The 23,132-nt window shown below is 75.0% G+C and carries 23 protein-coding genes; 11 read left to right on the forward strand and 12 right to left on the reverse strand.

From position 1 onward, the window contains the following. Positions 1 to 24: 24 nt before the first annotated feature. On the forward strand, positions 25 to 1,326 hold the full coding sequence (glyA, locus tag QK440_RS10320) for a serine hydroxymethyltransferase (protein ID WP_282792722.1): 1,302 nt from the start codon (positions 25 to 27) through the stop codon (positions 1,324 to 1,326). Positions 1,327 to 1,432: 106 nt separating this feature from the next. On the opposite strand, the gene QK440_RS10325 is transcribed toward glyA, so the two are convergent. From QK440_RS10325 to QK440_RS10335, 3 genes are all read right to left on the reverse strand, one after another. Beyond that, positions 1,433 to 2,023: a hypothetical protein gene (locus QK440_RS10325; RefSeq protein ID WP_282792723.1), complete on the reverse strand. Its 591-nt coding sequence runs from the start codon at positions 2,021 to 2,023 to the stop codon at positions 1,433 to 1,435. A 248-nt stretch (positions 2,024 to 2,271) separates the two neighbouring features. Then, positions 2,272 to 3,102: a hypothetical protein gene (locus QK440_RS10330; RefSeq protein ID WP_282792742.1), complete on the reverse strand. Its 831-nt coding sequence runs from the start codon at positions 3,100 to 3,102 to the stop codon at positions 2,272 to 2,274. 58 nt (positions 3,103 to 3,160) lie between these two features. Further along, positions 3,161 to 3,814 (reverse strand): sigma-70 family RNA polymerase sigma factor, encoded by a 654-nt coding sequence (locus QK440_RS10335; RefSeq protein WP_282792743.1) that lies wholly within the window; start codon positions 3,812 to 3,814, stop codon positions 3,161 to 3,163. A 159-nt stretch (positions 3,815 to 3,973) separates the two neighbouring features. Between QK440_RS10335 and trpS the strand changes: the two genes are divergently transcribed. Then, the gene (trpS, locus tag QK440_RS10340; protein ID WP_282792724.1) at positions 3,974 to 5,020 is read left to right on the forward strand and encodes a tryptophan--tRNA ligase; all 1,047 of its coding nucleotides are present in this window, start codon (positions 3,974 to 3,976) and stop codon (positions 5,018 to 5,020) included. A gap of 105 nt (positions 5,021 to 5,125) precedes the next feature. Continuing rightward, on the forward strand, positions 5,126 to 5,698 hold the full coding sequence (locus QK440_RS10345) for a 2'-5' RNA ligase family protein (RefSeq protein ID WP_282792725.1): 573 nt from the start codon (positions 5,126 to 5,128) through the stop codon (positions 5,696 to 5,698). Between the two features lie 31 nt (positions 5,699 to 5,729). On the opposite strand, the gene QK440_RS10350 is transcribed toward QK440_RS10345, so the two are convergent. Together QK440_RS10350 and QK440_RS10355 are read right to left on the reverse strand one after the other, a co-directional pair. Continuing rightward, positions 5,730 to 6,485, reverse strand: coding sequence for a decaprenylphospho-beta-D-erythro-pentofuranosid-2-ulose 2-reductase (locus QK440_RS10350; RefSeq protein ID WP_282792726.1), 756 nt, complete (start codon positions 6,483 to 6,485; stop codon positions 5,730 to 5,732). Between the two features lie 73 nt (positions 6,486 to 6,558). Continuing rightward, entirely contained in the window at positions 6,559 to 8,097 is a 1,539-nt protein-coding gene (locus QK440_RS10355; protein WP_282792727.1) for an FAD-binding oxidoreductase, read from the reverse strand. A gap of 143 nt (positions 8,098 to 8,240) precedes the next feature. Between QK440_RS10355 and QK440_RS10360 the strand changes: the two genes are divergently transcribed. From QK440_RS10360 to QK440_RS10375, 4 genes are read left to right on the forward strand one after another with little or no spacing between them, the layout of a single operon-like run. After that, positions 8,241 to 8,777 carry a phosphatase PAP2 family protein gene (locus QK440_RS10360; RefSeq protein ID WP_282792728.1) on the forward strand — a complete coding sequence of 179 codons (537 nt, stop codon included), beginning with the start codon at positions 8,241 to 8,243 and terminating at the stop codon, positions 8,775 to 8,777. Beyond that, complete coding sequence (locus tag QK440_RS10365; protein WP_282792729.1) at positions 8,770 to 9,708, forward strand: decaprenyl-phosphate phosphoribosyltransferase; 939 nt, start codon at positions 8,770 to 8,772, stop codon at positions 9,706 to 9,708. Before QK440_RS10360 ends, QK440_RS10365 begins: the two co-directional genes overlap by 8 nt. Positions 9,709 to 9,713: 5 nt before the next feature. Continuing rightward, on the forward strand, positions 9,714 to 10,196 hold the full coding sequence (locus tag QK440_RS10370; RefSeq protein WP_282792744.1) for a GtrA family protein: 483 nt from the start codon (positions 9,714 to 9,716) through the stop codon (positions 10,194 to 10,196). Then, positions 10,184 to 11,119, forward strand: coding sequence for a YihY/virulence factor BrkB family protein (locus QK440_RS10375; protein WP_282792730.1), 936 nt, complete (start codon positions 10,184 to 10,186; stop codon positions 11,117 to 11,119). The genes QK440_RS10370 and QK440_RS10375 overlap by 13 nt, the downstream gene beginning before the upstream one ends. On the opposite strand, the gene QK440_RS10380 is transcribed toward QK440_RS10375, so the two are convergent. Then, a complete protein-coding gene (locus tag QK440_RS10380; protein ID WP_349239280.1) occupies positions 11,070 to 12,317 on the reverse strand; it encodes a D-alanyl-D-alanine carboxypeptidase in 1,248 nt (415 codons plus the stop codon). The two genes, QK440_RS10375 and QK440_RS10380, sit on opposite strands and share 50 nt — an antisense overlap. A 100-nt stretch (positions 12,318 to 12,417) precedes the next feature. Between QK440_RS10380 and QK440_RS10385 the strand changes: the two genes are divergently transcribed. Together QK440_RS10385 and QK440_RS10390 are read left to right on the forward strand one after the other, a co-directional pair. Then, the gene (locus QK440_RS10385; RefSeq protein ID WP_190134873.1) at positions 12,418 to 12,660 is read left to right on the forward strand and encodes a hypothetical protein; all 243 of its coding nucleotides are present in this window, start codon (positions 12,418 to 12,420) and stop codon (positions 12,658 to 12,660) included. Between the two features lie 11 nt (positions 12,661 to 12,671). Beyond that, positions 12,672 to 13,949, forward strand: a complete 1,278-nt coding sequence (locus QK440_RS10390) for a metallophosphoesterase (RefSeq protein ID WP_282792745.1) — start codon at positions 12,672 to 12,674, stop codon at positions 13,947 to 13,949. Here QK440_RS10390 and QK440_RS10395 read toward each other — a convergent pair. After that, on the reverse strand, positions 13,915 to 15,555 hold the full coding sequence (locus QK440_RS10395) for a HAMP domain-containing sensor histidine kinase (RefSeq protein ID WP_282792732.1): 1,641 nt from the start codon (positions 15,553 to 15,555) through the stop codon (positions 13,915 to 13,917). The genes QK440_RS10390 and QK440_RS10395 overlap by 35 nt on opposite strands. After that, positions 15,552 to 16,217, reverse strand: coding sequence for a response regulator transcription factor (locus QK440_RS10400; protein ID WP_282792746.1), 666 nt, complete (start codon positions 16,215 to 16,217; stop codon positions 15,552 to 15,554). The genes QK440_RS10395 and QK440_RS10400 overlap by 4 nt, the downstream gene beginning before the upstream one ends. 289 nt (positions 16,218 to 16,506) lie before the next feature. Between QK440_RS10400 and QK440_RS10405 the strand changes: the two genes are divergently transcribed. Continuing rightward, on the forward strand, positions 16,507 to 19,134 hold the full coding sequence (locus QK440_RS10405) for an MMPL family transporter (RefSeq protein ID WP_282792733.1): 2,628 nt from the start codon (positions 16,507 to 16,509) through the stop codon (positions 19,132 to 19,134). On the opposite strand, the gene QK440_RS10410 is transcribed toward QK440_RS10405, so the two are convergent. The 3 genes from QK440_RS10410 to QK440_RS10420 all read right to left on the reverse strand — a co-directional run bounded on the left by QK440_RS10410 (position 19,026) and on the right by QK440_RS10420 (position 21,461). Continuing rightward, the gene (locus QK440_RS10410; RefSeq protein ID WP_282792747.1) at positions 19,026 to 19,751 is read right to left on the reverse strand and encodes a sigma-70 family RNA polymerase sigma factor; all 726 of its coding nucleotides are present in this window, start codon (positions 19,749 to 19,751) and stop codon (positions 19,026 to 19,028) included. The genes QK440_RS10405 and QK440_RS10410 overlap by 109 nt on opposite strands. Positions 19,752 to 20,301: 550 nt before the next feature. Further along, a complete protein-coding gene (locus QK440_RS10415; RefSeq protein ID WP_282792748.1) occupies positions 20,302 to 20,736 on the reverse strand; it encodes a hypothetical protein in 435 nt (144 codons plus the stop codon). Positions 20,737 to 21,044: 308 nt separating this feature from the next. Continuing rightward, the gene (locus QK440_RS10420; RefSeq protein WP_282792734.1) at positions 21,045 to 21,461 is read right to left on the reverse strand and encodes a VOC family protein; all 417 of its coding nucleotides are present in this window, start codon (positions 21,459 to 21,461) and stop codon (positions 21,045 to 21,047) included. A gap of 26 nt (positions 21,462 to 21,487) precedes the next feature. Between QK440_RS10420 and QK440_RS10425 the strand changes: the two genes are divergently transcribed. After that, complete coding sequence (locus QK440_RS10425; protein WP_282792749.1) at positions 21,488 to 21,823, forward strand: cupin; 336 nt, start codon at positions 21,488 to 21,490, stop codon at positions 21,821 to 21,823. A gap of 180 nt (positions 21,824 to 22,003) precedes the next feature. On the opposite strand, the gene QK440_RS10430 is transcribed toward QK440_RS10425, so the two are convergent. Next, complete coding sequence (locus QK440_RS10430; protein ID WP_282792735.1) at positions 22,004 to 23,038, reverse strand: hypothetical protein; 1,035 nt, start codon at positions 23,036 to 23,038, stop codon at positions 22,004 to 22,006. Between the last annotated feature and the right edge of the window lie 94 nt (positions 23,039 to 23,132).

The raw sequence follows: 23,132 nt of genomic DNA on the forward strand, positions 1-23,132 counted from the left end.
TCACCGCTCGCCCCGGAGGACGCCATGACACCCCCTTCTCCCGCGCAGGACACCACGCGGGACGCCGCGCGGCACCCCGCCCTCGCCGCCGCCGACCCGGAGCTCGCCGCGCTCGTCGCCGCCGAGGAACAGCTCCAGGCCGACACGCTGCGCCTCATCCCCAGCGAGAACTACGTCTCCGCCGCCGTCCTCGAAGCCTCCGGCACCGTCCTGCAGAACAAGTACAGCGAGGGCTACCCGGGGCGCCGCTACTACGAGGGCCAGCAGAACATCGACCAGGTCGAGCGCCTCGCCGTCGCTCGCGCCAAGGCCGTCTTCGGCACCGACCACGCCAACGTCCAGCCGTACTCCGGGTCCCCGGCCAACCTCGCCGCCTACCTCGCCTTCGCCGAGCCCGGCGACACCGTCATGGGCATGGCCCTGCCCATGGGCGGCCACCTCACCCACGGCTGGGGCGTCTCCGCCACCGGCCGCTGGTTCCGCGGCGTGCAGTACGGCGTCCGCCAGGACACCGGGCTCATCGACTTCGACGCCGTCCGCGACCTCGCCCTGAAGGAGAGGCCCAAGCTGATCTTCTGCGGCGGCACCGCGCTGCCCCGCACGATCGACTTCGCCGCCTTCGCCGAGATCGCCCGGGAGGCGGGCGCCGTCCTCGTCGCCGACATCGCCCACATCGCCGGCCTGGTCGCCGGCGGCGCCCACCCGTCACCCGTGCCGCATGCCGACGTCGTCTCCACCACCACCCACAAGACCCTGCGCGGGCCGCGCGGCGCGATGCTCCTGGCCCGCGAGGAGCACGCCAAGGCCATCGACAAGGCCGTCTTCCCCGGCCTCCAGGGCGGCCCCCACAACCAGACCACCGCCGCCATCGCCGTCGCCCTGCACGAGGCCTCCCTGCCCTCCTTCCGCGACTACGCCCACGCCGTCGTCGCCAACGCCAGGGCGCTCGCCGAGGCGCTGCTGGCCCGCGGCTTCGTCCTGGTCTCCGGCGGCACCGACAACCACCTGATCCTGATGGACCTCACGCCCAAGGACGTGCCGGGCAAGGTCGCCGCGAAGGCCCTCGACCGGGCCGGGATCGTCGTCAACTACAACACCGTGCCCTACGACCCCAGGAAGCCGTTCGATCCCTCCGGGGTACGGATCGGGACGCCCTCCCTGACCTCCCGCGGACTGGGAACCGAGCACATGGCCGTCGTCGCGGAGTGGATCGACCGGGGCGTGCGGGCGGCACGCGAGGAGGACGAGGACGCCCTCGCGAAGATCCGCGCCGAAGTGGCCGACCTGATGTCCACACACCCCGCACCGGGCCTGCCCACGGGGTGAGCCCCGTGTCCCCGGGGCCGGGGCTGCCACCCGGTGGCCCCGGTGCCCCGTCGCGCCGGGCCCCTGCTCGACTGCCTCCCGCGGGCAGGTGGCCCCGCCCCGGCCGTCACGCGTGCCTGCGGCGGCGGTGGTAGTACGTCGTCGCCATGGCGCCCATCAGGGCGCCTGCTGCCACGCTCGGGAGCGTCCAGGACCAGCCGGTGTCGGTGGTGTTCCGGGGCGGGGCGGCCGGGGCGGCGGCGACCTCGGCCCGTGCGGGGTAGGGCCGGGACGGGGGTATGCCGGCGCGGCCCTCCGGGGCCTTCTCTCCCAGGACGTGCAGGGACCGGAGGAGCGCGCGCACGGCTGCCGGGCGGTCCGCCCTGTGCCACGTGCCCTTCATCGAGTCCATGTCCGTGGTCGTGTGGACCCACACCGGGCCCCTGCCCCGGGGGTAGACCCGGTCCACGCGCCACGGGTGCACGTCGTGCACCATCCAGGTGACGGTGATCTGGCGGCCCCCGGCCCCGGCGAGGCCGTCGGGGTGCTCCCGGGTGCCCGTCCCGCCGTCGCCCAGGAGCGTCGCCAGGCGGTCGTACTCCTTCTCGGCGTAGTACAGCGAAGCTGTCTCCAGGCTCTCCGGGGAGGTCAGGAGGACGCTGGTCGAGCCGCCCGCCGACGCCGGGGGCGCGCTCAGGAACAGCGCCGGCACCAGCAAGGCCCCCGTCGTCAGTGCCCTGAGCTTCCCGTGCGTCCTCGACGCCTTTCCAGGCGCCCTCGTCTTCCTTGTGCCTGCCGTGTTCCGCGTGCCTGCCGTGTTCCGTCGGATCCGCATGTCCGGCCCCCTCGATGGCTCGCCGCTGTCGGACGTCACTTCTGGTACACCGGCCGAGCCCCGCGGGTTCCCGGTCCTTCTCGCTCAGTTCGGCGGTTCGCATGCTGCTCGCTCGGACGGATGCCTCCCGCTCAGTGCGGACGGGGGGCTGCCGACAGGGCCAGGTCCACCGCCCGGCGCTGCGACACGACCCCCTCAAGCCGCAGCGTCAGCTTCCCGCCCTGGGTCCACAGCAGGGTGGGGCCCGCCGTGCGCACCGTGCGGGCCCAGTGCTCCCCCGCGGCGTCCCGCAGCCAGAACTCCAGGCGGTGCGGGCGCGGGAACCACAGCGCGGTGCCGGCGCCGCCCAGGTCGACCCACTGCGGTTCGCCCTTGATCAGCTTGGTGAAGCCGGGGTCCAAGGGGGACGGGAACTCATCCAGGCGGACCGTACGGCCCTCGTCCACGGCCCAGCAGAGCGTGACCGAGGAGCGGCCGGCCGGGGCCCGGGCGACGGCCACCGCGTCGGGCGCGCCGAGGCCGCGCGGCACCACCGGCTCGAACCCGGCCTCGCGCGCGGCGCGCTCCAGCGACACGGACCGGCCCCCGCAGCCGGGCGGGCCGCCGGACCCAGGCCGCGGCGACGGGTCGTACCGCACCTCGACGCCGCCGAAGTCGAACCACTCCACGACCGCGGCCCGCACCGAAGGCGTCACCGCCACCACCGTGAGCAGGCCGCACACCGCCGCGGCGAGGGCCCGCCGACGGACCCGCACCCCCCGCCGCAGCCGCCGCAGGGCCTCGCGGAACCGGTCCCGGGGACCGGGGCGCCGCACCAGCGCGCCCTCGGCGACGATCTGCGCCAGGACCCGCTCGACCATGGTCTCGCCGCTGTCCGGCCGGTCGAGCGCCCGGCCCAGCGCCCGCAGCTCGTCCGGCAGCCCGGCCCCCGGCCCGCCGGGCGCCCGCCTCTCGTCCGGCAGCCCCGCCCCCGACACGCCCGACTCGTGCTGCTCGTGCGAAGGAGCCGAGTCGTCCCTCTCAGCCACGCTCCCCACCTCCTTCAGCCCCCGGACGGACGGCCCGCTCCGGACGGGCAGCGGCCCCCGGGGAGGCGCCCCGCTCCTCCGTGACCTCCGGCAGCAGCCGCTCCAGCTTGCGCAGGGCCCTGTTGAGCCGGGACTTGACGGTGCCACGGGGCCAGCCGAGGGCCTGAGCCGTCTCCGCCTCGTCCATGTCCAGGAGGTACCGGTACGTCACGACCAGGCGGTGGTGCTCGCCGAGGCGGTCGAGGGCGGACAGGAGCGCGGCTCGGCGCTCGTGCTCCAGGGCCGCGACCGCCGGGTCCGCCGACTCCGGTATCAGCGGCACCGGCTCGGTGAGTGCCGCCTCGCGGCTCACCACGGAGCGGCGCCGCGCCGCGGAACGCGCTGTGTTCCTGGTCTCATTGGCCACGATCGCGAGCAGCCAGGGCCGGAACGCCTCGCCGTCCCGGAACCGCCCGAGGGCGCGGTACGCCTTGAAGAAGGCCAGCTGCACCACGTCCTCTGCCTCGGCGCCCGCACCGAGCGCGGCGGCGGCCCTGAGCGCCGTGCCGGTGAAGGCGCGCACCAACTCGGCGTACGCCTCCGCGTCTCCGGCGCGCACACGCGCGATGACCGCCGCCTCGTCGACGCCGATGCCGCCCCCCTCCAGCGCCCGCCCCGCGCCGCGCCCCGGAGCGCCCTCCAGAACCTTCCCCCGTGCACTCACACCTTTGGTACACCGGCCGCGGCGGATCGGTTCCCTCTCGTGGCGCTCCGGTTCGCGACCCGTCGCGGTCCCGTTCCCGACCAACCGGCGGCACCTGAGAGAATGCTCGGCATGGCCTCTGATCGTCCCCACGCGACCGCCGGCGCCCGCCCCCGGGTGCTCTCCGGGATCCAGCCCACCGCGGGCTCGTTCCACCTCGGCAACTACCTGGGCGCCGTCCGCCAGTGGGTGGCGCTCCAGGACACCCACGACGCCTTCTACATGGTCGTCGACCTGCACGCGATCACCGTGCCGCAGGACCCGGCCGAGCTGCGCGCCAACACCCGGCTCGCCGCCGCCCAGCTCCTGGCCGCCGGCCTCGACCCGGAGCGGTGCACCCTCTTCGTGCAGAGCCACGTGCCCGAGCACGCCCAGCTCGCCTGGGTCATGAACTGCCTGACGGGCTTCGGCGAGGCCTCCCGCATGACGCAGTTCAAGGACAAGTCGGCCAAGCAGGGCGCGGACCGGGCCTCCGTCGGCCTGTTCACGTACCCGATCCTCCAGGTCGCGGACATCCTGCTCTACCAGGCCAACGAGGTCCCGGTCGGCGAGGACCAGCGCCAGCACATCGAGCTCACGCGCGACCTCGCCGAGCGGTTCAACGGCCGCTTCGGCCAGACCTTCACGGTCCCGGCGCCGCACATCCTCAAGGAGGTCGCGAAGATCTACGACCTCCAGGACCCGGCCGTCAAGATGAGCAAGTCGGCGTCCACGCCCAAGGGCCTGATCAACCTGCTCGACGAGCCGAAGGCCACCGCGAAGAAGGTCAAGAGCGCCGTCACCGACACCGACACGGTGATCCGCTACGACACCGTGCACAAGCCAGGCGTCAGCAACCTCCTCACGATCTACTCCACGCTCACCGGCACCGGTATCCCGGAACTGGAGCAGAAGTACGCCGGCAAGGGCTACGGTGCGCTCAAGACCGACCTCGCCGAGGCCATGGTCGAGTTCGTGACGCCGTTCAAGGAGCGCACCCAGGCGTACCTGGACGACCCCGAGACGCTCGACTCGATCCTGGCCAAGGGCGCGGAGAAGGCACGCGCCGTCGCGGCGGAGACCCTCGCCCAGGCGTACGAGAAGGTGGGTTTCCTGCCCGCCAAGCACTGAGCGCCGAGCACTGAGCTCCACCCGGGCCACAGGCCGAGCAGCACAGCCGCCGCACCCCGGCGCGGCGGCACCCCCCTGCCCAGCACACGACGACAGGAGTACGACGTGGGGACCGTAACGATCGGTGTGTCGATCGCGGTCCCGGAGCCACACGGCAGCCTGCTCCAGGAGCTGCGTGCGGGCTTCGGTGACCCCGCCGCGCACGGCATCCCCACGCACGTCACCCTGCTGCCGCCGACCGAGGTCGAGGCGGGCGCGCTGCCCGCCGTCGAGGCGCACCTCGTGTCGGTGGCCGCCGCGGGCCGGCCCTTCCCGATGCGGCTCTGCGGCACCGGCACGTTCCGGCCGCTGTCACCCGTCGTCTTCGTCCAGGTCGTCGAGGGCGGCGCCGCCTGCTCCTGGCTCCAGGAGCGGGTCCGCGCCGCGTCCGGCCCGCTCGCGCGCGAACTGCAGTTCCCGTACCACCCGCACGTCACCGTCGCGCACGGCATCGCCGAGGAGGCCATGGACCGGGCGTACGAGGAGCTCGCCGACTACGAGGCCGAGTGGCCCTGCACCGGCTTCGCGCTGTACGAGCAGGGGGCCGACGGGGTGTGGCGCAAGCTGCGCGAGTTCCCGTTCGGCGGGACCACGGTGCCGCCGCAGGGCTCGGCCCGGCGCACGCTGCCCGCCCGCTGACGCCCCCGCGCCCCCCGCCCGCGAGGGCGCCTCACAGCGGCAGGCGGCGGAACACCGGGCGCGGCACGTGCCGCAGCGCCGACATCACCAGGCGCAGCCGGCCCGGCACCCACACCGTCTCCGTGCGGCGGCGCAGGCCCGTCTCGATCGCCTCGGCCACCGCCTCGGGCGTCGTCGCCAGCGGGGCCTCTTCCAGGCCCGCCGTCATCTTCGACCGTACGAAGCCGGGGCGTACGACCATCACGTGCACGCCGGTGCCGTGCAGCGCGTCGCCCAGGCCCTGGGTGAAGGCGTCCAGGCCCGCCTTGCTGGAGCCGTAGATGAAGTTCGAGCGGCGGGCGCGTTCGGCCGCGACGGAGGACAGCACGACGAGGGAGCCGTGGCCCTGCGTCTGCAGGGCGCGGGCGCAGATCAGGCCCGCGGACACCGCGCCCGTGTAGTTGGTCTGGGCGACGCGGGCCGCGGCGAGCGGGTCGGCCTCGTCGCGGGCCTGGTCGCCGAGCGTGCCGAAGGCCAGCAGGACCATGTCGATGTCCCCCTCGGCGAAGACCTTGCCGAGGGCGGTCTCGTGGGCCTCGGGGTCCAGGGCGTCGAAGGCGACGGTCCGGGTGTCGGCGCCCTGCTGGCGGAGGGACTCCGCGGACTTCTCCAGGGCGGGGGAGGGGCGGCCCGCCAGCCAGACGGTCCGGGTGCGGCGGGCCACCAGGCGGTGGGCCGTGGCCTGGGCGATGTCCGAGGTGCCGCCGAGGACCAGCAGGGACTGGGGGGTGCCGAAGGCGTCTTTCATGGGGGCTCTCCGTGGGCGTGGGTGTGCGTTTTCGGCGCTGCGCGCCTCGTCCTCGAACGCCGGACGGGCTGGTTCACAGGCCCAGGCGGCGGGACAGGTCCGAGCGGAACAGGCCGCCGGGGTCGAGTTCGGCGCGCAGGGCGCGGAAGTCGGGCAGGCGGGGGTACATCGCGGACAGCAGGTCGGGGCGGAGGCGGGAGTCCTTGGCCAGGTAGACGCGGCCGCCGGCGGCGGCGACCTCCTCGTCGAGGGAGTCCAGGAGCGCGGCGAGGCCGGGGAGGCGCGCCGGGATGTCCAGGGCCAGGGTCCAGCCCGGCAGGGGGAAGGAGAGCCAGCCCGGGTCGGCCTCGCCGAAGCGCTTGAGGACGGCGAGGAAGGACGGGCAGCGGTGCCCGGCGATGCGCCGCACGACGCTCCGCAGGGTCTCCTCCTGCCCGTGGCCGACGACGAACTGGTACTGGAGGAAGCCGCCGCGGCCGTAGACGCGGTTCCAGTGCGGGACGCCGTCCAGCGGGTGGAAGAACGACGTGAGGCGTTGCAGCTCGCCCCGGCGCAGCCGCGGCGCCCTGCGGTACCAGAGCTCGTTGAACAAGCCCACCGTCGTGCGGCTGAGCAGCCCCTCCGGGACGAACGCGGGCGCGGCGGGCACCTGGCGCGGGCGGAAGGCCAGCGGGTCCCTGCGGGCGCGCGCGGGCAGGCCGGACAGCGCCTCCAGGGGGGCGTGGTCGCCGCGGGTGAGGACGGCCCGGCCCGTCGCCGTGCCGCGCGCGAGCAGGTCGATCCAGGCCACGGAGTACCGGTAGCGGTGGTCGGTCGCGGTGAGGCGGGCCATCAGGTCGTCGAGGTCCGTGGCGCGTTCGGTGTCCACGGACATGAAGGACGTGGCCACCGGCAGACAGCGGATCGTCGCCTTCAGGATGACGCCGGTCAGGCCCATCCCGCCGGCCGTCGCGTCGAAGAGCCTGCTGCCCGGCCGCACCGTCCGGACCGAGCCGTCGGCCGTGAGCAGGTCCAGGGAGCGCACGTGGCGTGAGAACGAGCCCGACACGTGGTGGTTCTTGCCGTGGATGTCGGCGCCGATCGCCCCGCCGACCGTGACGTGGCGGGTGCCGGGCGTCACCGGCACGAACCAGCCGAGCGGCAGCAGGACCTGCATGAGCCGGTGCAGGGAGACGCCCGCGTCGCACACCACCGTGCCGGTGTCCGCGTCGATGGTGTGCACCCGGTCCAGGCCCGTCATGTCGAGCACGGCGCCCCCCGCGTTCTGCGCGGCGTCCCCGTACGCGCGGCCGAGCCCGCGTGCGATGCCGCCGCGCTCCGCGCAGGCGCCGAGCGCCGCCACGGCCTCCTCGCGGGAGCGCGGGCGCACCACCAGGGCGGTGGTGGGCGCGGTACGGCCCCAGCCGGAGACGGACGCGTAGTCGGAGACGGACGCGTAGTCGGAGGCGGGGTCGGCCGCGTACACCGCAGGCCCGGGGGCGGCCTCGGCGCGGTCGGCCCGCTCGGCGGGCGCGGGGGACGCGGCGGAGGCGGCGGGGACGCCGGGGGCGGCAGGCGCGGGGGAGGCGGCGGGCACGCCGGATGCAGCGGACGAGGCAGGCACGGCAGACATGGCGTGACCGTATCGCCCGACTCTGTCCCGCTTGCTCCTTATGAGGGAGAGTTCCACCTGGATCGCCCTCCCTCTCACCGGAATGGGCGATGAAAAGAGTGTCACCCCACAATCATCCGATCCGATCGGTGTTGCCTGGCGGTATGCACGACATGGACCACCGGCTGCTCGTGTCCCTGCGCGGATGCGGCGGCGACCCGCGCGTCGCCGCCGCCGCCCGCGCCCTGTCCCACAGCGGGGAGCACGGCGCGCTCTGGCTCGCCGCGGGCCTCGCCGGCGCCGCGCTCGACCGCGAACGGCGCACCGCCTGGCTCCGCGGCACCGCGCTCACCGCCGCCGCGCACCTGGTCAGCATGGGGGTGAAGCGGCTGGTCCGGCGGCCACGGCCGGGGCACGTCGCGCCCCTGGTGCGGACCGCGGGGCGCCACTCCTTCCCCAGCTCGCACGCCACGTCGGCCGCCGCGGCCGCCGTCGCCTACGGGGCGCTGCGCCCCGCCGGGGCCCGGCTCCTGCCGCCGCTGGCCGCCGCCATGTGCCTCTCCCGCCTCGTCGTCGGCGTGCACTACCCGTCGGACGTGGCGGCCGGCGCGGCCCTCGGCGCGGTCACCGCGTACGCGGGCGGCCCCTGGATGCGCCGGGCGCCGGCCCCCCGCCCGATCGGAGTCCGTCACCATGGCTGAACGCGCCACCGCCCTGCTCGCCCCGCCCCGCCGCCCCGGCGGCCCCGGGCCCGGCCCCGCCGGGCTGCCGCTGGGCCTCCTGAAGACCGCCAGGCCCCGCCAGTGGATCAAGAACGTCCTGGTCATCGCCGCCCCCGCGGCCGCGGGCGAGCTGTTCTCACCCGGCGCCCTGCGCCAACTCGGCCTGGTCTTCCTGCTGTTCACGGCCGCCGCCTCCGCCGTCTACCTGATCAACGACGCCCGCGACGCCGACGCCGACCGCGCCCACCCCACCAAGTGCCGCCGGCCCGTCGCGGCCGGGACCGTCCCCGTCCCCGTCGCCTACGCCACCGGCGCGCTGCTGGCCCTCGCCGCGCCGGCGGCCGCCGCGCTGCTGTGCACCCCGCTCACGGCGGGGCTGCTCACCGCGTACGTCGTGCTGCAGCTCGCGTACTGCGTCAGCCTCAAGCACGTGCTCGTCGTCGACCTGGCCGTCGTCACCACCGGGTTCCTGATGCGGGCGATGATCGGCGGGGTCGCCCTTGACATCCCGCTGTCGCGCTGGTTCCTCATCACGACCGGGTTCGGCGCGCTGTTCATGGTGTCCGCCAAGCGCTACTCCGAGGCCGTGCAGATGGCCGGGCGCGCGGGCGAGACCCGGGCGCTGCTCACCGAGTACACCACCGGCTACCTGCGGTTCGTCTGGCAGCTCGCGGCGGGCGTGGCCGTCCTCGCGTACTGCCTGTGGGCCCTGGAGAGCGGCGGCACCGGGCTGCTGCCCTGGCGGCAGCTCTCCATGGTCGCCTTCATCCTGGCCGTCCTGCGCTACGCCGTGTTCGCCGACCGCGGCACGGCCGGGGAGCCCGAGGACGTCGTGCTGCGGGACCGGGCGCTCGCGCTCATCGGCCTCGGCTGGCTCGCGCTGTACGGGCTCGCCGTCGCGGACTGGTGAGCCGGGTGCGCCCCGGGGCCCGTGAGCTGCTCGGCTTCGCCGTGGTGGGGGTCTGCGCCTACGCCGCCGACCTCGGCCTGTTCCTCTGGCTGCGCGGGCCCGGCGGCCTCGGCCCGATGACCGCGAAGACCCTGTCGTTCGCGGCCGGGTGCACGGTCGCGTACGCGGGCAACGCCCTCGGCACCTACCGGCGCACGGCCGGCGGCCACGCCTCCCGGCTGCGCCAGTACGCCGTCTTCTGCGCGGTGAACGTGGCGGGCGCCCTCGTCCAGCTCGCCTGCCTCGCCGTGTCGCACTACGGCCTCGGGCTCACCTCGCGGCGCGCGGACACCGTGTCCGGCGCGATCGTCGGCATGGCACTCGCCACTGTCCTGCGGTTTTGGGGTACTCGGACCTTGGTATTCCGCTCAGGGACCACGCGGGCGGCGCAGGACGCGCCGGCCGCACGGACAGCACCAGGAACGGGGCAGGCGACATGGACTGGCTGAAGAAGCTCCCCGGCATCGGGCCCTACGTCGAGCGGCTCATGCGGACCCACGCGTGGCGCTCCTACGAACGGCTCGACGAGGTCCACTGGACCCGCCTCGCCGCCGCCATGACCTTCATCAGCTTCGTCGCGCTCTTCCCGCTCATCACGGTCGCCGCCGCGGTCGGCGCGGCCACGCTCTCGCCCAAACGCCAGCGCGAGGTCGAGGACAAGATCGCCGAGCAGGTGCCCGGCATCTCCGACCAGCTCGACCTGGAGTCCCTGGTCGCCAACGCGGGCACCGTCGGCCTCGTCGCGGGCGCCCTGCTCGTCTTCACCGGCGTGGGCTGGGTCGGCTCGATGCGGGAGTGCCTGCGCGTGGTGTGGCTGCGCGACGAGACCGACGAGAACCCGTTCCTGCGCAAGCTCAAGGACCTCGGCGTCCTCGCCGGGCTCGGCGGCGCCGGGCTCCTGTCGCTGCTCGCCTCCGCGGTCGCCTCCACCGCCGTCGGCTGGAGCGCCGAGCGGCTCGGCGTCGACCAGGACGGCCCCGGCGGCGTCCTCCTCCAGGCCGCCGCGTTCGCCATCGCCGTCCTCGCCGACTTCCTGCTCCTGCTGTACGTCCTCACGCTGCTGCCCGGGGTGCACCCGCCCCGGCGCGCGCTGATCGTCGCCGCCCTGATCGGCGCGGCCGGGTTCGAGCTCCTGAAGATCCTGCTCGGCGGCTATGTGAAGGGCGTCGCCGCGAAGAGCATGTACGGCGCCTTCGGCGTGCCCGTCGCGCTGCTCCTGTGGATCAACTTCACGGCGAAGCTGCTGCTCTTCTGCGCCGCCTGGACGGCGACCCGCAGCAAGCAGGAGGCCGCGGCCGAGGAACGTACCGGCGACGAGGACGTCAGCCCCGGCGGCGGCGCACCAGATCCGGCAGCGGCCAGCGGCGGTTGAGCAGGAACAGGCCGCCCGCGACCAGGGCGAGCACGCCCGCCGTGATGCCCAGCGCCACGCCCATGCCGCTGGACTGCTCGCCGGAGGCGTGCGCCACGTTCCGGGAGTCCGAGCCGCCCGGGGCGCCCTTGCCCGAGCCCGTGCTCGCGCCCCTCGGCGGGACCAGCTCGCCGACCGGCTCGACCTTGCCGTGCGCCGCGAAGCCCCAGTCGAGCAGGCGGGCCGTCTCCTTGTAGACGGCGTGCGGCTCGCCGGACGAGGGGTTCATGACGGTGACGAGCAGCACCTTGCCGTCGCGCTCGGCGACGCCCGTGAAGGTGTTGCCCGCGTTGGTCGTCGAGCCGTTCTTGACGCCCGCGATGCCCTTGTACGGCTCCACGCCCGGGGCACCCGTCAGCAGCCGGTTGGTGTTCTGGATGCCGAACGACTCGCGCTTGGTCCTGCCCTTGTCCTTGCCCTTCTTGACCTTCTCGGTCTTGCCGGGGAACTGCGCGGTCGCCGTCGCGCAGTACTCCCGGAAGTCCTTCTTCTGCAGCCCGGAGCGGGCGAACAGCGTCAGGTCGTACGCCGACGACACCTGCCCCTTCTCGTCGTAGCCGTCCGGCGTGACCACCCGCGTGTCGAGGGCCTGGAGCTCCTCGGCGTGCTTCTGCATGTCCTTCACAGTCTGCCGGACGCCGCCGTTCATCGCCGACAGGACGTGCACCGCGTCGTTGCCGGAGCGCAGGAAGACCCCCAGCCACAGGTCGTGGACCGAGTACGTCTCGTTCTCCTTGATGCCGACGAGGCTGCTGCCCGCGCCGATGCCCTCCATGTCGGTCAGCGCGACCTTGTGCTTCTGCGTCTTCGGGAACTTCGGCAGCACCGTGTCCGCGAACAGCATCTTCAGGGTGCTGGCCGGGGCCAGGCGCCAGTGCGCGTTGTGCGCGGCGAGCACCTCGCCGGACTCGGCGTCCGAGACCAGCCAGGAGCGGGCCGACAGGTCCTTGGGCAGCACCGGCGCGCCCTTGCCCAGGTCCACCTGCGTGCCCGGCTTGCCCAGGCGGGCACCGCCGACGGTGGACATGTGGGCGGGCGGCTTCGGCTGGTCGTCCTTCTTGCCGCCCGGCCCGTCGTCGGCGAGGGCGGGCGCGGTCGCCGACAGGGACAGCAGGGTCGCGCAGGTGAGGAGCAGTGCGGTCTTCTTCACGGCAGGCACGGACGAGAACGTACCGGGAACGGTCGCGCCCGCCGCCGCCGAGGTGGGGCGTCCGCCACCCCGAAGGCGGCGCGTGAGGGCGGCTGGCGATACTGAGCGTATGAAGCTCAGCCGCTCCGCCTCCTGGTTCCTGCTCGCCTTCGGCGTGTGGAGCTGGTTCATCTGGATCACTTTCGTCAAGAACCTCTGGAAGGACGGCAGCGGGCTCGCCTTCGACGACGCGGGCGATCCGACGGGGTACTTCTGGGTGCACCTGACGCTCGCCGTTGTCTCCTTTGTCTTGGGGACGGTGGTCGGGACCATCGGGTTGCGTGGAGTGCGCGCACTGCGCCGAAGCTCATAGCCGTGGCCACGCTGCGGATCGTCCTCACCCTGCTCGGCGTGGCCGCCGTCCTCGGCGGGCTGCTCTGGTACGTGTGGCGGCGCGTGGTGCGCGACACGACGGTCAAGGGCTCCCGGGGCAGGCGCCTGGGCACGGCCGCGTACGCCGCGGGCCCCCTGCTGATGTTCGCCGCCCTCGCGGCGGAGCGGGCCGGGGCCCCCTTCCTGCTCCAGCGGATCCTCGCGTGGCCGGGCTTCCTGTGGATGGCGTTCGCCCTGTACCTGCTCCTGGCACTGCTGGTGGGGGAGCTCGTACGGCCACTCCTCCGACGATGGGCGGTCAGGGAATCAGCCCGTCCGGCGCCTGAGGACGAGGCGCGAAGCGCCGACGAAGCGGGGAGAGGGGCGCAGCCCCATGGGGAGCCAGAGGCGCGGCCCCGTGAGGACGGCGCGCCGCGGCCCCGCCAGGAGGGGGACACCGGGGCCCTGCCCCGGCGCCTCTTCGTGGCCAGGACGGTAGCCGCGGGCGCGGCCACCGTCGCGGCGGCCACGGTCGGCTACGGCACCTACGGCGTACTCCGCGGCCCCCGCGTCAAGCGGATCACCGTGCCGCTGGCCAAGCTGCCGCGCGCGGCGCACGGCTTCCGGATCGCCGTGGTCAGCGACATCCACCTGGGCCCGGTGCTCGGCGAGTCCTTCGCCCGGCGCGTCGTGGACACTGTCAACTCCACCCAGCCCGACCTGATCGCGATCGTCGGCGACCTGGTGGACGGCGACGTCGAGGACCTCGCGGGCGCCGCCCGCCCGCTCGCGGACCTGCGCGCCCGCCACGGCGCCTACTTCGTCACGGGCAACCACGAGTACTTCTCCGGCGCCGAGCAGTGGGTCGAGCACGTCCGCTCGCTGGGCCTGCGCCCGCTGGAGAACGCCCGCACCGAGCTGCCGTACTTCGACCTCGCGGGCGTCAACGACGTCCAGGGGGAGGAGGACGGCCAGGGCCCCGACTTCGCCAAGGCGCTCGGCGACCGGGACCGCCGCCGCGCCTCCGTGCTCCTCGCCCACCAGCCCGTGGTCGTCCACGACGCCGTCGAGCACGGCGTCGACCTCCAGCTCTCCGGCCACACCCACGGCGGCCAGCTCTGGCCCAACAACTTCCTCGCCGACCTCGCCAACCCCACCCTCGCCGGCCTGGAGCGCTACGGCGACACCCAGCTCTACGTGACGCGCGGCGCCGGGGCCTGGGGCCCGCCCGTGCGGGTCGGGGCGCCCTCGGACGTCACAGTGGTGGAGCTGGCCTCGCCGCGGGCATGAGCAGGGCGGCCGGCGCCGCGGCACCGGCCGGTTCCCCCGGCGAGGTGGCCTGGCCCAGGGTCACCACGACCGTCAGGCCCGCGCCCGGGGCGGTGCGGACCGCGACCTCGCCGCCGTGCGCCGCCACCACGCCCTGCACGATGGCCATGCCGAGTCCGCTGCCCGACCCCGGGCCCGTGCGGAAGAACCGGTCGAAGACGCGCGCCGCGTCCTTGGCGTCGAGCCCCGGCCCGTCGTCCGCCACGGTCAGGCACACCACGCCGTCCCGCCGGTCGAGGGCGAGCCGCACCGGCGTACCGGGCGGGGTGTGCGCCCGTACGTTGGCCAGCAGGTTGGCGAGCACCTTGCGCAGCCCCTGCTCGTCGGCCTGGACGAGGATCGCACCGTCCGCGCGCACCGTGAGCGGACGCTCCGGTTCCTGCGCGCGCAGGTCGTCCGCCGCGTCCCGCACCAGCCGGCTCAGGTCGACGCTGCGGAACCGCAGCTCCGGCTCCTGGTCCAGGCGGGCCAGCGTGAGCAACTCCGCGACCAGGTGGTTCATGCGGTCGGTCTCGGCGTTGACGCGGCACCAGGCGCGCTCGCGGTCCTCCGGCGTGGTCAGCATGCCGTTGTCGTAGAGCTGGAGGTAGCCGCGGATCGCGGACAGCGGGGTGCGCAGCTCGTGCGAGGCGTCCGCGACGAACTGCCGGAGCTGGGCCTCGCTGCGCTCGCGCGTCACGAAGGCCGCCTCCACCTGCTTGAGCATGGAGTTGAGCGCGATCCGCAACTGCTCGGTCTCCATCACGGCGGCGCGGCTCGACGGCACACGCCGCTTCAGGTCGCCCTCGGCGATCGCGGACGCCGTCTCGACCATGTCCTCGAGGGGGCGCAGCCGCTGCCGCGCGGAGACCGTCGTCGCCACGGCGAGCAGCACGAGGAGCAGGAAGCCGAGGGCCAGGTCGAGCCGCAGGGCCTGGCCCACGCTCGCGTGCACGTCCTCCGTGGAGGTGGCGATCACGACCGATCCGTCGCTGAGCCGCGCGCCGATCGCGCGGTACGAGTCGCCGCCCAGGTTCACGTCCGTCGGCGCCGCCCGCTGCGCGAATTGCTCGGCGTCCCCGATGGCGGCGAGGAGCTGGCGCCGTCGCGGCGACGAGCCGATGTAGGCGACGTCGGCGGGTTTGCCGGAGTCGTCCACGGCGACGAGGACCTCCTCGGTGGGCGGCAGGTCGTCCCCCACCTCCGCGCCCGGGGGCGGATCGCCGAGCTTGTCCCGCACCCCGCTGAGCGTCGTGAACTTGTCGAGGGTGATCGGCATGCTGTGCAGCGTCGAGCGCGAGGCCTCGAGCTCGTCGTCGACGTTGTCGAGCAGGTAGTGCTTCATGCCCATGAGGCTCACGGCGGTCGCGGCGGCGATGCCGAGGGCCAGCAGGACCACGTTCACGAGCGTGAGCTTGGTGCGCAGCGAGTTCCCGAAGACGCGGCGCGGGTTCCCGGCCAGGCGCCGCGGCCCCCCGAGAAGACGCCGGAGCCGCCCCGGGCCGCCGGAGGGACGGCGCGGTCCCGTGGAGGGACGGCGCAGCTCCGCGGAGCGGCGGCGCGGGGCCGAGGGTGCGGGGCCCGTCATGCCAGGCCGTACCCGACGCCGCGGCGCGTCGTGATCAGCGGCGGGCCCACCTGGTCGAGCTTGCGCCGCAGATAGCTGATGTACGTCTCCACGACCGTCGACTCCGCCGCGTGCTCGATGTTCCACACGTGGCGCAGGAGCTGCTCCTTGGGCACCACCCGGCCGGCGTTGCGGACGAGGAAGCGCAGCAGGGCGTACTCGGTGGGCGTGAGCTGCACCTCGTGGCCGTTCCTGCGCACCATGTACGTCGTCTCGTCCAGCTCCAGGTCGCCGTGGCGCAGCGGCGGCCGCTGCGGCAGCACGTCGCCGGGCCGGGTGCGGCGCAGCACCGCGCCGATCCGGGCGACGACCTCGTCGATGTGGAACGGCTTGGTGATGTAGTCGTCGCCGAAGCCGAGCGCGCCGACGATCTCGGCCGGCGCGTCCCGGGCGGTGAGGAACACCAGCGCGACGCCCGGCATCCGCGTCCGCAACTCCCGCCCCAGCGCCCGCCCGTCGCCGTCCGGCAGCATCACGTCGAGCAGCGCGCAGTCCGGCCGGGTGCGCTCGGCCAGCGCGAGCGCCTCGCGCACGGTGCCCGCCGTCATCACGTCGAAGTGGTGGAAGCGCAGGGTGATGGCGAGGACGTCGGCGATGCTCGGCTCGTCCTCGACCACGAGCACCGTGGCACGGCGCTCCGCGGGAGCGGCCTCTGCGACAGGTGTTCCGGGGTGTCCCTCGGAGTGGCTCATGTCCCCAGTATCGGGGCGCCCGCCGGGTGGTGAACGGGCCCGTGGTTTGGAGTTCCTTGTGAATCACGGCCATTGAGGCGCGTTTCGTACGCCCGCCGCCGATGCTGAGGCGTGTGGGCGGGGCCGCACCCCGCCCGGGGCCACAGCAGGCCGGGAGGAACCACGCACGGCACGAGGCGCCGGGCCACCGGGGCCCGGACGGACGGAAGGGGGGAACACCGTGGCGGCATGGGCGCGTTGGTGCTTCCGGCACCCCCTCGTGGTCCTCGTGCTGTGGGCGGGCGCCCTCTGCGGCCTGGGCGCCGTCGGCGGCACGGCGGGCGCCGACTACGCGCACGCCTTCTCCTCCCGCGGCTCCGACTCCGAGCGGGCGCGCGAGCTGATGGCGGAGGCGTTCCCCGAGCGCGGCGGCGACACCGACACCCTGGTGTGGAAGACCGCCACCGGGTCGGTCCGGGACGCCGCCGTGCGCGACCGGATCGAGCCCGCGCTCGCCGGCATCGCCGCGCTGGAGGGCGTCGGCGAGGTGGCGGGGCCGTACGCGCCGGGCCCGGACGCCGCCGCGCGGATCAGCCGGGACGGGCGCATCGCCTACGCGCGCGTCACCTTCGCGCGCCCGGCGGGCCAGTTGCCCGAGAGCCTCGTCCAGGACGTCGTCGACACCGCACTGCGCGCCGAAACCCCCGGCCTGCGCGTCGAGATGGGCGGACCGGCCGCCGCCCGTACGCAGGAGCCGCCCGCGGGCACCGTGGAGGCCGTCGGCGTCGCGGCCGCCGCGGTGGTGCTGTTCCTGGCCTTCGGCTCGCTGTTCGCGACGCTGCTGCCCCTGCTGACCGCCGTGTGCGCCGTCGGCACCGGGCTGCTCGCCACCATGCTGCTCAGCCACGTCACGGACGTGCCCGCGGTGGCGCCGCTGCTCGGCACGCTGCTCGGCCTCGGCGTCGGCGTCGACTACGCCCTGTTCATCGTCTTCCGCCACCGCGGGGGCCTGCTGCGCGGCCTCACCCCGGAGGCGTCGGCCGTGCAGGCGCTCAACACCGCGGGCAGGGCCGTGCTCTTCGCCGGCGGCACCGTGTGCGTCGCGCTCGCCGGGATGCTCGTGATGAACATGCGCTTCCTGGACGGCGTGGCGCTCACCGCGTCCCTCACCGTCGTCCTGAGCGTGCTCGCCGCCGTCACCCTGCTGCCCGCGCTGTTCGGGGTGCTCGGCACCCGGGTGCTCAGCCGCCGCCGGCGCCACCACCTCGCCGTCGCCGGACCGGACCCGCGGGAGCCCGCGGGCCTCGCCGCGCGCTGGTCGGCGTACGTGGAGAAGCGGCCGCGCGCCGTGGGGCTGCTCGCGCTGGCCGCGGCGGCCGTCCTGGCCGTGCCGCTGCTCTCGCTGCGCCTCGGCGCCGCCGACCAGGGCGACCACCGGGCGTCCGGCACCCGGCAGGCGTACGACCTGCTCGCCGAGGGCTTCGGCCCCGGCGCCAGCGGCCCCCTGAACGTGGTCGTGGAGCGGGCCGGGCCCGCCGGCACCGACGGCCTGGTGGAGCGCATCCGCGCCACCGACGGCGTGGCCCAGGTGGCCTCCGGGCCGCCGGCGGACAGCGGCACCTCCCTGATCCAGGTCGTGCCCGCCACCTCGCCGCGGTCCGCGGAGACGGGCGTCCTGGTCGACCGGCTGCGCGACGACGTGCTCCCGGACGCGGGCGCGGACGCCCACGTGGGCGGCGTGGCGGCCGTGTTCGAGGACGTCGCGGCGGCCACCGCCGAGCGCCTGCCGTACTTCGTCGGCGTCATCGTCGGGCTCGGCTTCCTGCTGCTCCTCGTCGCCTTCCGCTCCCTCGTCGTACCGCTGACGGCCGCCCTGACCAACCTGATCGCCGCGGCGGCGTCCCTCGGGCTCCTGGTGGCGGTGTTCCAGTGGGGCTGGGGCGCGGACGTCATCGGCGTCGCCGGGGAGGGCCCGGTCCCGGCGGTCCTGCCGGTGGTCGTGCTGGCCCTGCTCTTCGGCCTCGCGACGGACCACCAGGTGTTCCTGGTCAGCCGGATGCACGAGGAGTGGATGCGGACCGGGGACAACGCGCGCGCCGTGCGTGTCGGCCTCGCGGAGACCGGGCGGGTCGTCACCTGCGCCGCCCTCGTCGTGACCGGCGTGTTCGCCGCGTTCCTCCTCGGCGGCGACACGCGGGTCGCCGTGGCGGGTACGGTCCTCGCCGCGGCCGTCGTCCTCGACGCGCTCCTGCTGCGCGCCGCGCTCGTCCCCGCGGCCATGCACGTGCTCGGCCGCGCCAACTGGTGGCTGCCGCCCTGGCTCGACCGGCGCGTGCCGCACCTCGCCGTGGAGCCGAGGGAGACCCCGCCGCCCGCCCCCGAGGAGCTGGAGGCCCTGGTCGCGGCGGCCCTGGGCCCCGCGACACCGGTGCCGCCCCCGGCGGGGCCGTCGGGCCCCGCGGCCCCCGCGGCGACGGGCCCGTGCGGGTCGTACGGGTCCGCGCCCCCGGCCCCGTACGACGCCTTCGACGTGTGCGGCGCGCCGGGGGAGACCTGCCCCCCGGGCGTGCGCGGCCTCGGCCCGTACGTCGTCCACGGGTTCGTCGTCACGCCCTTCGGCGAGCCGATCCACAGCGTGACCCTCACCCTCGCCACCCAGGACGGCAGGCGGCTCGACCGCGTGTCGTCCCTGGTCGACGGGTCCTACATCCTCGCGGCCCTCGCCCCCGGCGTGTACGTGCTGGCGGCGACGGCCCCCGGCTACGCCTCGAAGGCCCGGCACATCATGCTCGGGAACGGCCCGCTCACGTACGACCTGGAGCTGGTCGAGGCGGTGGGGACCGGACCGCCCGGCGCGCCGGGCGGCTGAGGACGAGGCCGCGAGGCCGACAGACGGGGATCCGGAGGTGCCACCTCCGGGTCCCGGTAAGGGGGCGGCCCTGGTGATCCCCCGGCAGGGCCGCCCCGCAACCGCCGCAGCCCCCGGTGCAGTGCCATGCGCACGGCACCGGGGCGCTTGCCGAGCAGCCGGGCCGCGGCCGGGCCGTCGAGGCCCACGAGGACGCCCAGGAAGACGGCCCGCGCCTGGTCGGGCGGCAGGGAGGCGACCAGGGCGAGCGCGGCGTCGGTGGCCAGCGCCTCCAGGGCCTCGTCGGCGGTGTCCCGCTCGTCCGGCAGGTCCAGCGCCTCGCCCTCGACGAGGGTCAGGCGCGGCCTGCTCAGGTGGCGCCGCGCGTGGTCACGGGCGCGGTTGCGGGCCACGGCCGCGGCCCAGCGGCGGAAGTCGGCCCCGTCCCCGGTGAACTGCCCGAGGTCGCGGGCGATCTGGAGCCACGCCTCGGACGCCACGTCCTCCGACTCGTCCCCGGCGAGCCCCCGCACCATGCCGAGCAGCCCGGGCTGCACCCACCGGTACACCAGCGCGAACGCGGCCTCGTCCCCCCGCTGGGCCGCCTCCACCGCCCGGGACAGCGCCGCGTCCCCGATCTTCGCCCGCTCCGGGCCCCCGACGGCGTCCGGACGCTCTTGGCCCCCTGCCGGGCCCGGACGCTCTTGGCCCTCGGCCGGATCCGGACGCTCTTGGCCCCCTGCCGGTCCCGTACGCCCCTGGCCCCCTGCCGGTCCCGTACGCCCCTGGCCCTCGGCCGGATCCGGACGCTTTTGGCCCTCCGCCGGTCCCGTACGCTTTTGGCCCTCCGCCGGTCCCGTACGCTCTTGGCCCTCGGCCGGGTCGGTACGCTCTTGGCCCTCCGCCGGTCCCGGACGCTTTTGGCCCTCGGCCGGGTCCGTACGCCCTTGGCCCTCCGCCGGTCCCGGACGCTCTTGGCCCTCCGCCGGATCCGTACGCCCCTGGCCCCCCGTCGGTCCTGTACGCCCCTGGCCCCCTGTCCGTCCCGTTCGCCTTTGGCTCTCCGTCCGTCCCGTCCGTGCCTCGTCCCCGCCCGAGCCCACGTGCTCTTCTCGACCCCCGCCGGCACCGTTCACCGTGCCCGTGCCCCCGTGTGTGCTGCCGCGGCGCCCCGCGGGCGCGACGCGGTCACAGCGAACGTGCCGGTTCGGACCTCGCCGCGGGCCGCCCGCCCCGTCCGGCCCGCTCGGGGTGGCGCCCCGGCAGGGTCAGGTAGAAGGTCTGGAGGGACTCCTCGGCCCCGGCCTCGTAGCGGTTGACGACCTTCCCCAGCGGGCTCCACACCCGCCCGTCGGGCATCCGCACCCCCACGGCCTGCCCGAAGTACTGCCGCTGGGCGTCGTCGAGGTCGATCCAGACCGCGCCCGCGTGCCGGACCAGGACCTCGCCGACGTACGCCCCGAACCCGAACAGCGCGGCCGCGACCTCGTCCCGGCCGCGCCCGTCCCGGCGCATCCCGTCGAGCACGGAGTCCACGACGCGCAGGCTCCGCACGGAGAAGTCGAGCGGGAGCCTGTTGCGCTCCGTCACCCGCCCGACGAATCTTCGCGTGTAGCCCCGCATCTCCGCCGCGCGCGGCACCTTCTTCCCCTCACCGGCCACCGTTCCCCACCCCTTCGGCTCCGCTCCGTACGTGTACGAGAGCAACCAACTCCCTCTCCGGTTAACGAGCGCAACGAACACCACATCCGTCACACCCCGCGCCGGTGTGCCTTCTCACACCGTGAACTCGGGGCCCGTGCACAACCTTTGGCACCGGTTGCATGTCGTGCGCATTTGCGTTTGCCGCTTCCGGCGTTGGGCGGTATGTCCCCTTCCAGGGCGGTGGGGTGGGATGGAGCCCATGGGCCCCGGGGTCGGGGGCGGCCGGGTCAGACCCGGCCGAGTTCCGGGCGCTTGGTGTAGTCGGTGAAGCCGATGACGTTGCCCCACGGGTCGGCGATCTCCACCGTCCAGCCCGTCGCCCCGGCGAACGGCTCCGTGAGGACCGGGATCCCGGCGCCCGCCAGGGCCTCCGCCGTCGCCCGGGCGTCCGGGACCTCCAGCCAGAGGCGCGGCGCGGGCCACGGCGGCGGGCGGCGTCCGGCCCCCGCCTCCGTGCGCAGGAGCACGCCGGGCGTCTCGCCGCCCACGCGCAGGATGGCGAGCCCGGCCTCGTCGAGGCGGTACGCGACCGGGAAACCCGCCCGCTCGTAGAAGTCGATGGCTTCGTCGAGGTCCCCGACGGGCAGCAGCATGTTGTCGAAGCCGAGAAGCGTGGCACCAGAGGGTAGACGATTGTCTGACATAGCGTCAGAATACGGACATGAAGAGCATGCCGGAAGTCCATGACCTGTCCGCCCTCGCCGAGGAGCACCTGAACCAGGCCCGGGCCGACGCCCACGGCCGCAGCGCGCGGCTCGTCGTCCACGACGGGGCGCTGCGCCAGAGCGTCATCGCCCTGGTGTCCGGGACGGCGCTCGACGAGCACAACACACCGCCCGCGGCCAGCCTGTGCGTCCTGCGCGGGGAGGTGCGGCTGACCACCGAGCAGGGGAACGAGTGGGTGCTCCGGGAGGGGCAGTTCGGCGCGGTCCCGAAGGAGCGGCACGGGCTCGTGGCCCTGGCGGACTCGGTGGTCCTGCTGACCGCGGTGACGGCGACGGCCTGAGCCCTCCCCGGAGGCGCCCCGGACCGGAACCTCGTCCCTCCCCGCCCCAGGGGGCCCACCGCGCCCCCTGGATCCACCTGCCTCAGGACCCTGTCTGCCTCCGGGCCCCGCCCGCCTCCGGGTCCCTCCCGCCTCCTGGCCTCCCGATTCTTGGACCCCTCCACCCGCCGGGCCCCCGCTTCACCGGTCCTCCGCACCCCGCCCCCCGGCCCCGGGCGGGCCGTCCTCCCCGGCCCCGGGCGGGCCGTCCTCCCCGGCCCCGGAGGGACCGCGCTCCCCGCCCCCGTCGGCGGCAGCCTCACGCGGCCACACGAAGCCCACCCACACCAGCCCCCACGCCGCCACCGCCACCCACAGCAGCACCCGCCCGAGGACCCGCAGCCACGCCACGTCCGTCACGAGCCCGGCGGAGAGCGCCGCCGCGGCCGTCAGCCCCAGCGCGAACACCGTGGCCCAGCGCCGGGCGTCGTACCGCGGGCGCGGCGCGGCCACCTCGCCGGCCAGCAGCAGTGCGTACCAGGCCAGGGCGAGCCCGAGCAGCACGTACGCCAGGATCCGCAGGGTGTCGTGGCCGCCGCCGGTCCACTGCGGCAGCGCCGTCAGCCGCGCGCCCGCGAGCGCCGAGACGGCGAGCGCGCCGCCCGCCACCCACTGGTCACCGGCGCCCGTCAGCACCTGCCGGACGTCGAAGCGCACCAGCGCCTCCCCGTACAGCACCAGGCCGAGCGCGAAGCAGGCGAGCGCCGCGTCACCGAGCCAGTCGCCCTCTCCCGCCCAGCACAGCGTGGCCGCCAGTACCGCGAGGGCCTGCGTCGCCACGCACGCCAGGAACACCTCGCCGGACATCCCGCGCCGCCGCCAGTGGCGGACCACCGGCACCAGCGCCACCGGCCACGCCACGGCCGCGAGGACCAGCAGCGCGATCGCCAGGCCCTGCCACCCGAGGACGGAGAACCGGGTGCCGACCACGGCCGTCGCCGCGACGGCCGTCAGCGCGGGGAGCGTGATCGCCGCCGTCGGCCAACGGGTCCGGTCGCGTACCAGCAGCTCGGTGAGGTCCGCCGCGAGCAGCAGCCAGAGCAGGGCCGCGCCCACGAGGAAGATCCGCGACAGGACCTCGTGGCCGGTCAGGTGCAGGCCCATCGAGATGACGCCGGTCGCCAGCGTGCAGGCCCCGGCGGCCGGAGTCACCTCGTCACGCCACCTGTGTCTCACACCCCCATGACACCCCGGGGACGCGTCCGTCACCACCTGGCCCGGGCCACCGTGCGGAAGGGCGGGGTGGCGACACCCTGCCTGTGCTCCCCGG

It is taken from the genome of Streptomyces sp. CC224B, from assembly GCF_030010595.1.
Classification (GTDB): Bacteria; Actinomycetota; Actinomycetes; order Streptomycetales; family Streptomycetaceae; genus Streptomyces; species Streptomyces longispororuber.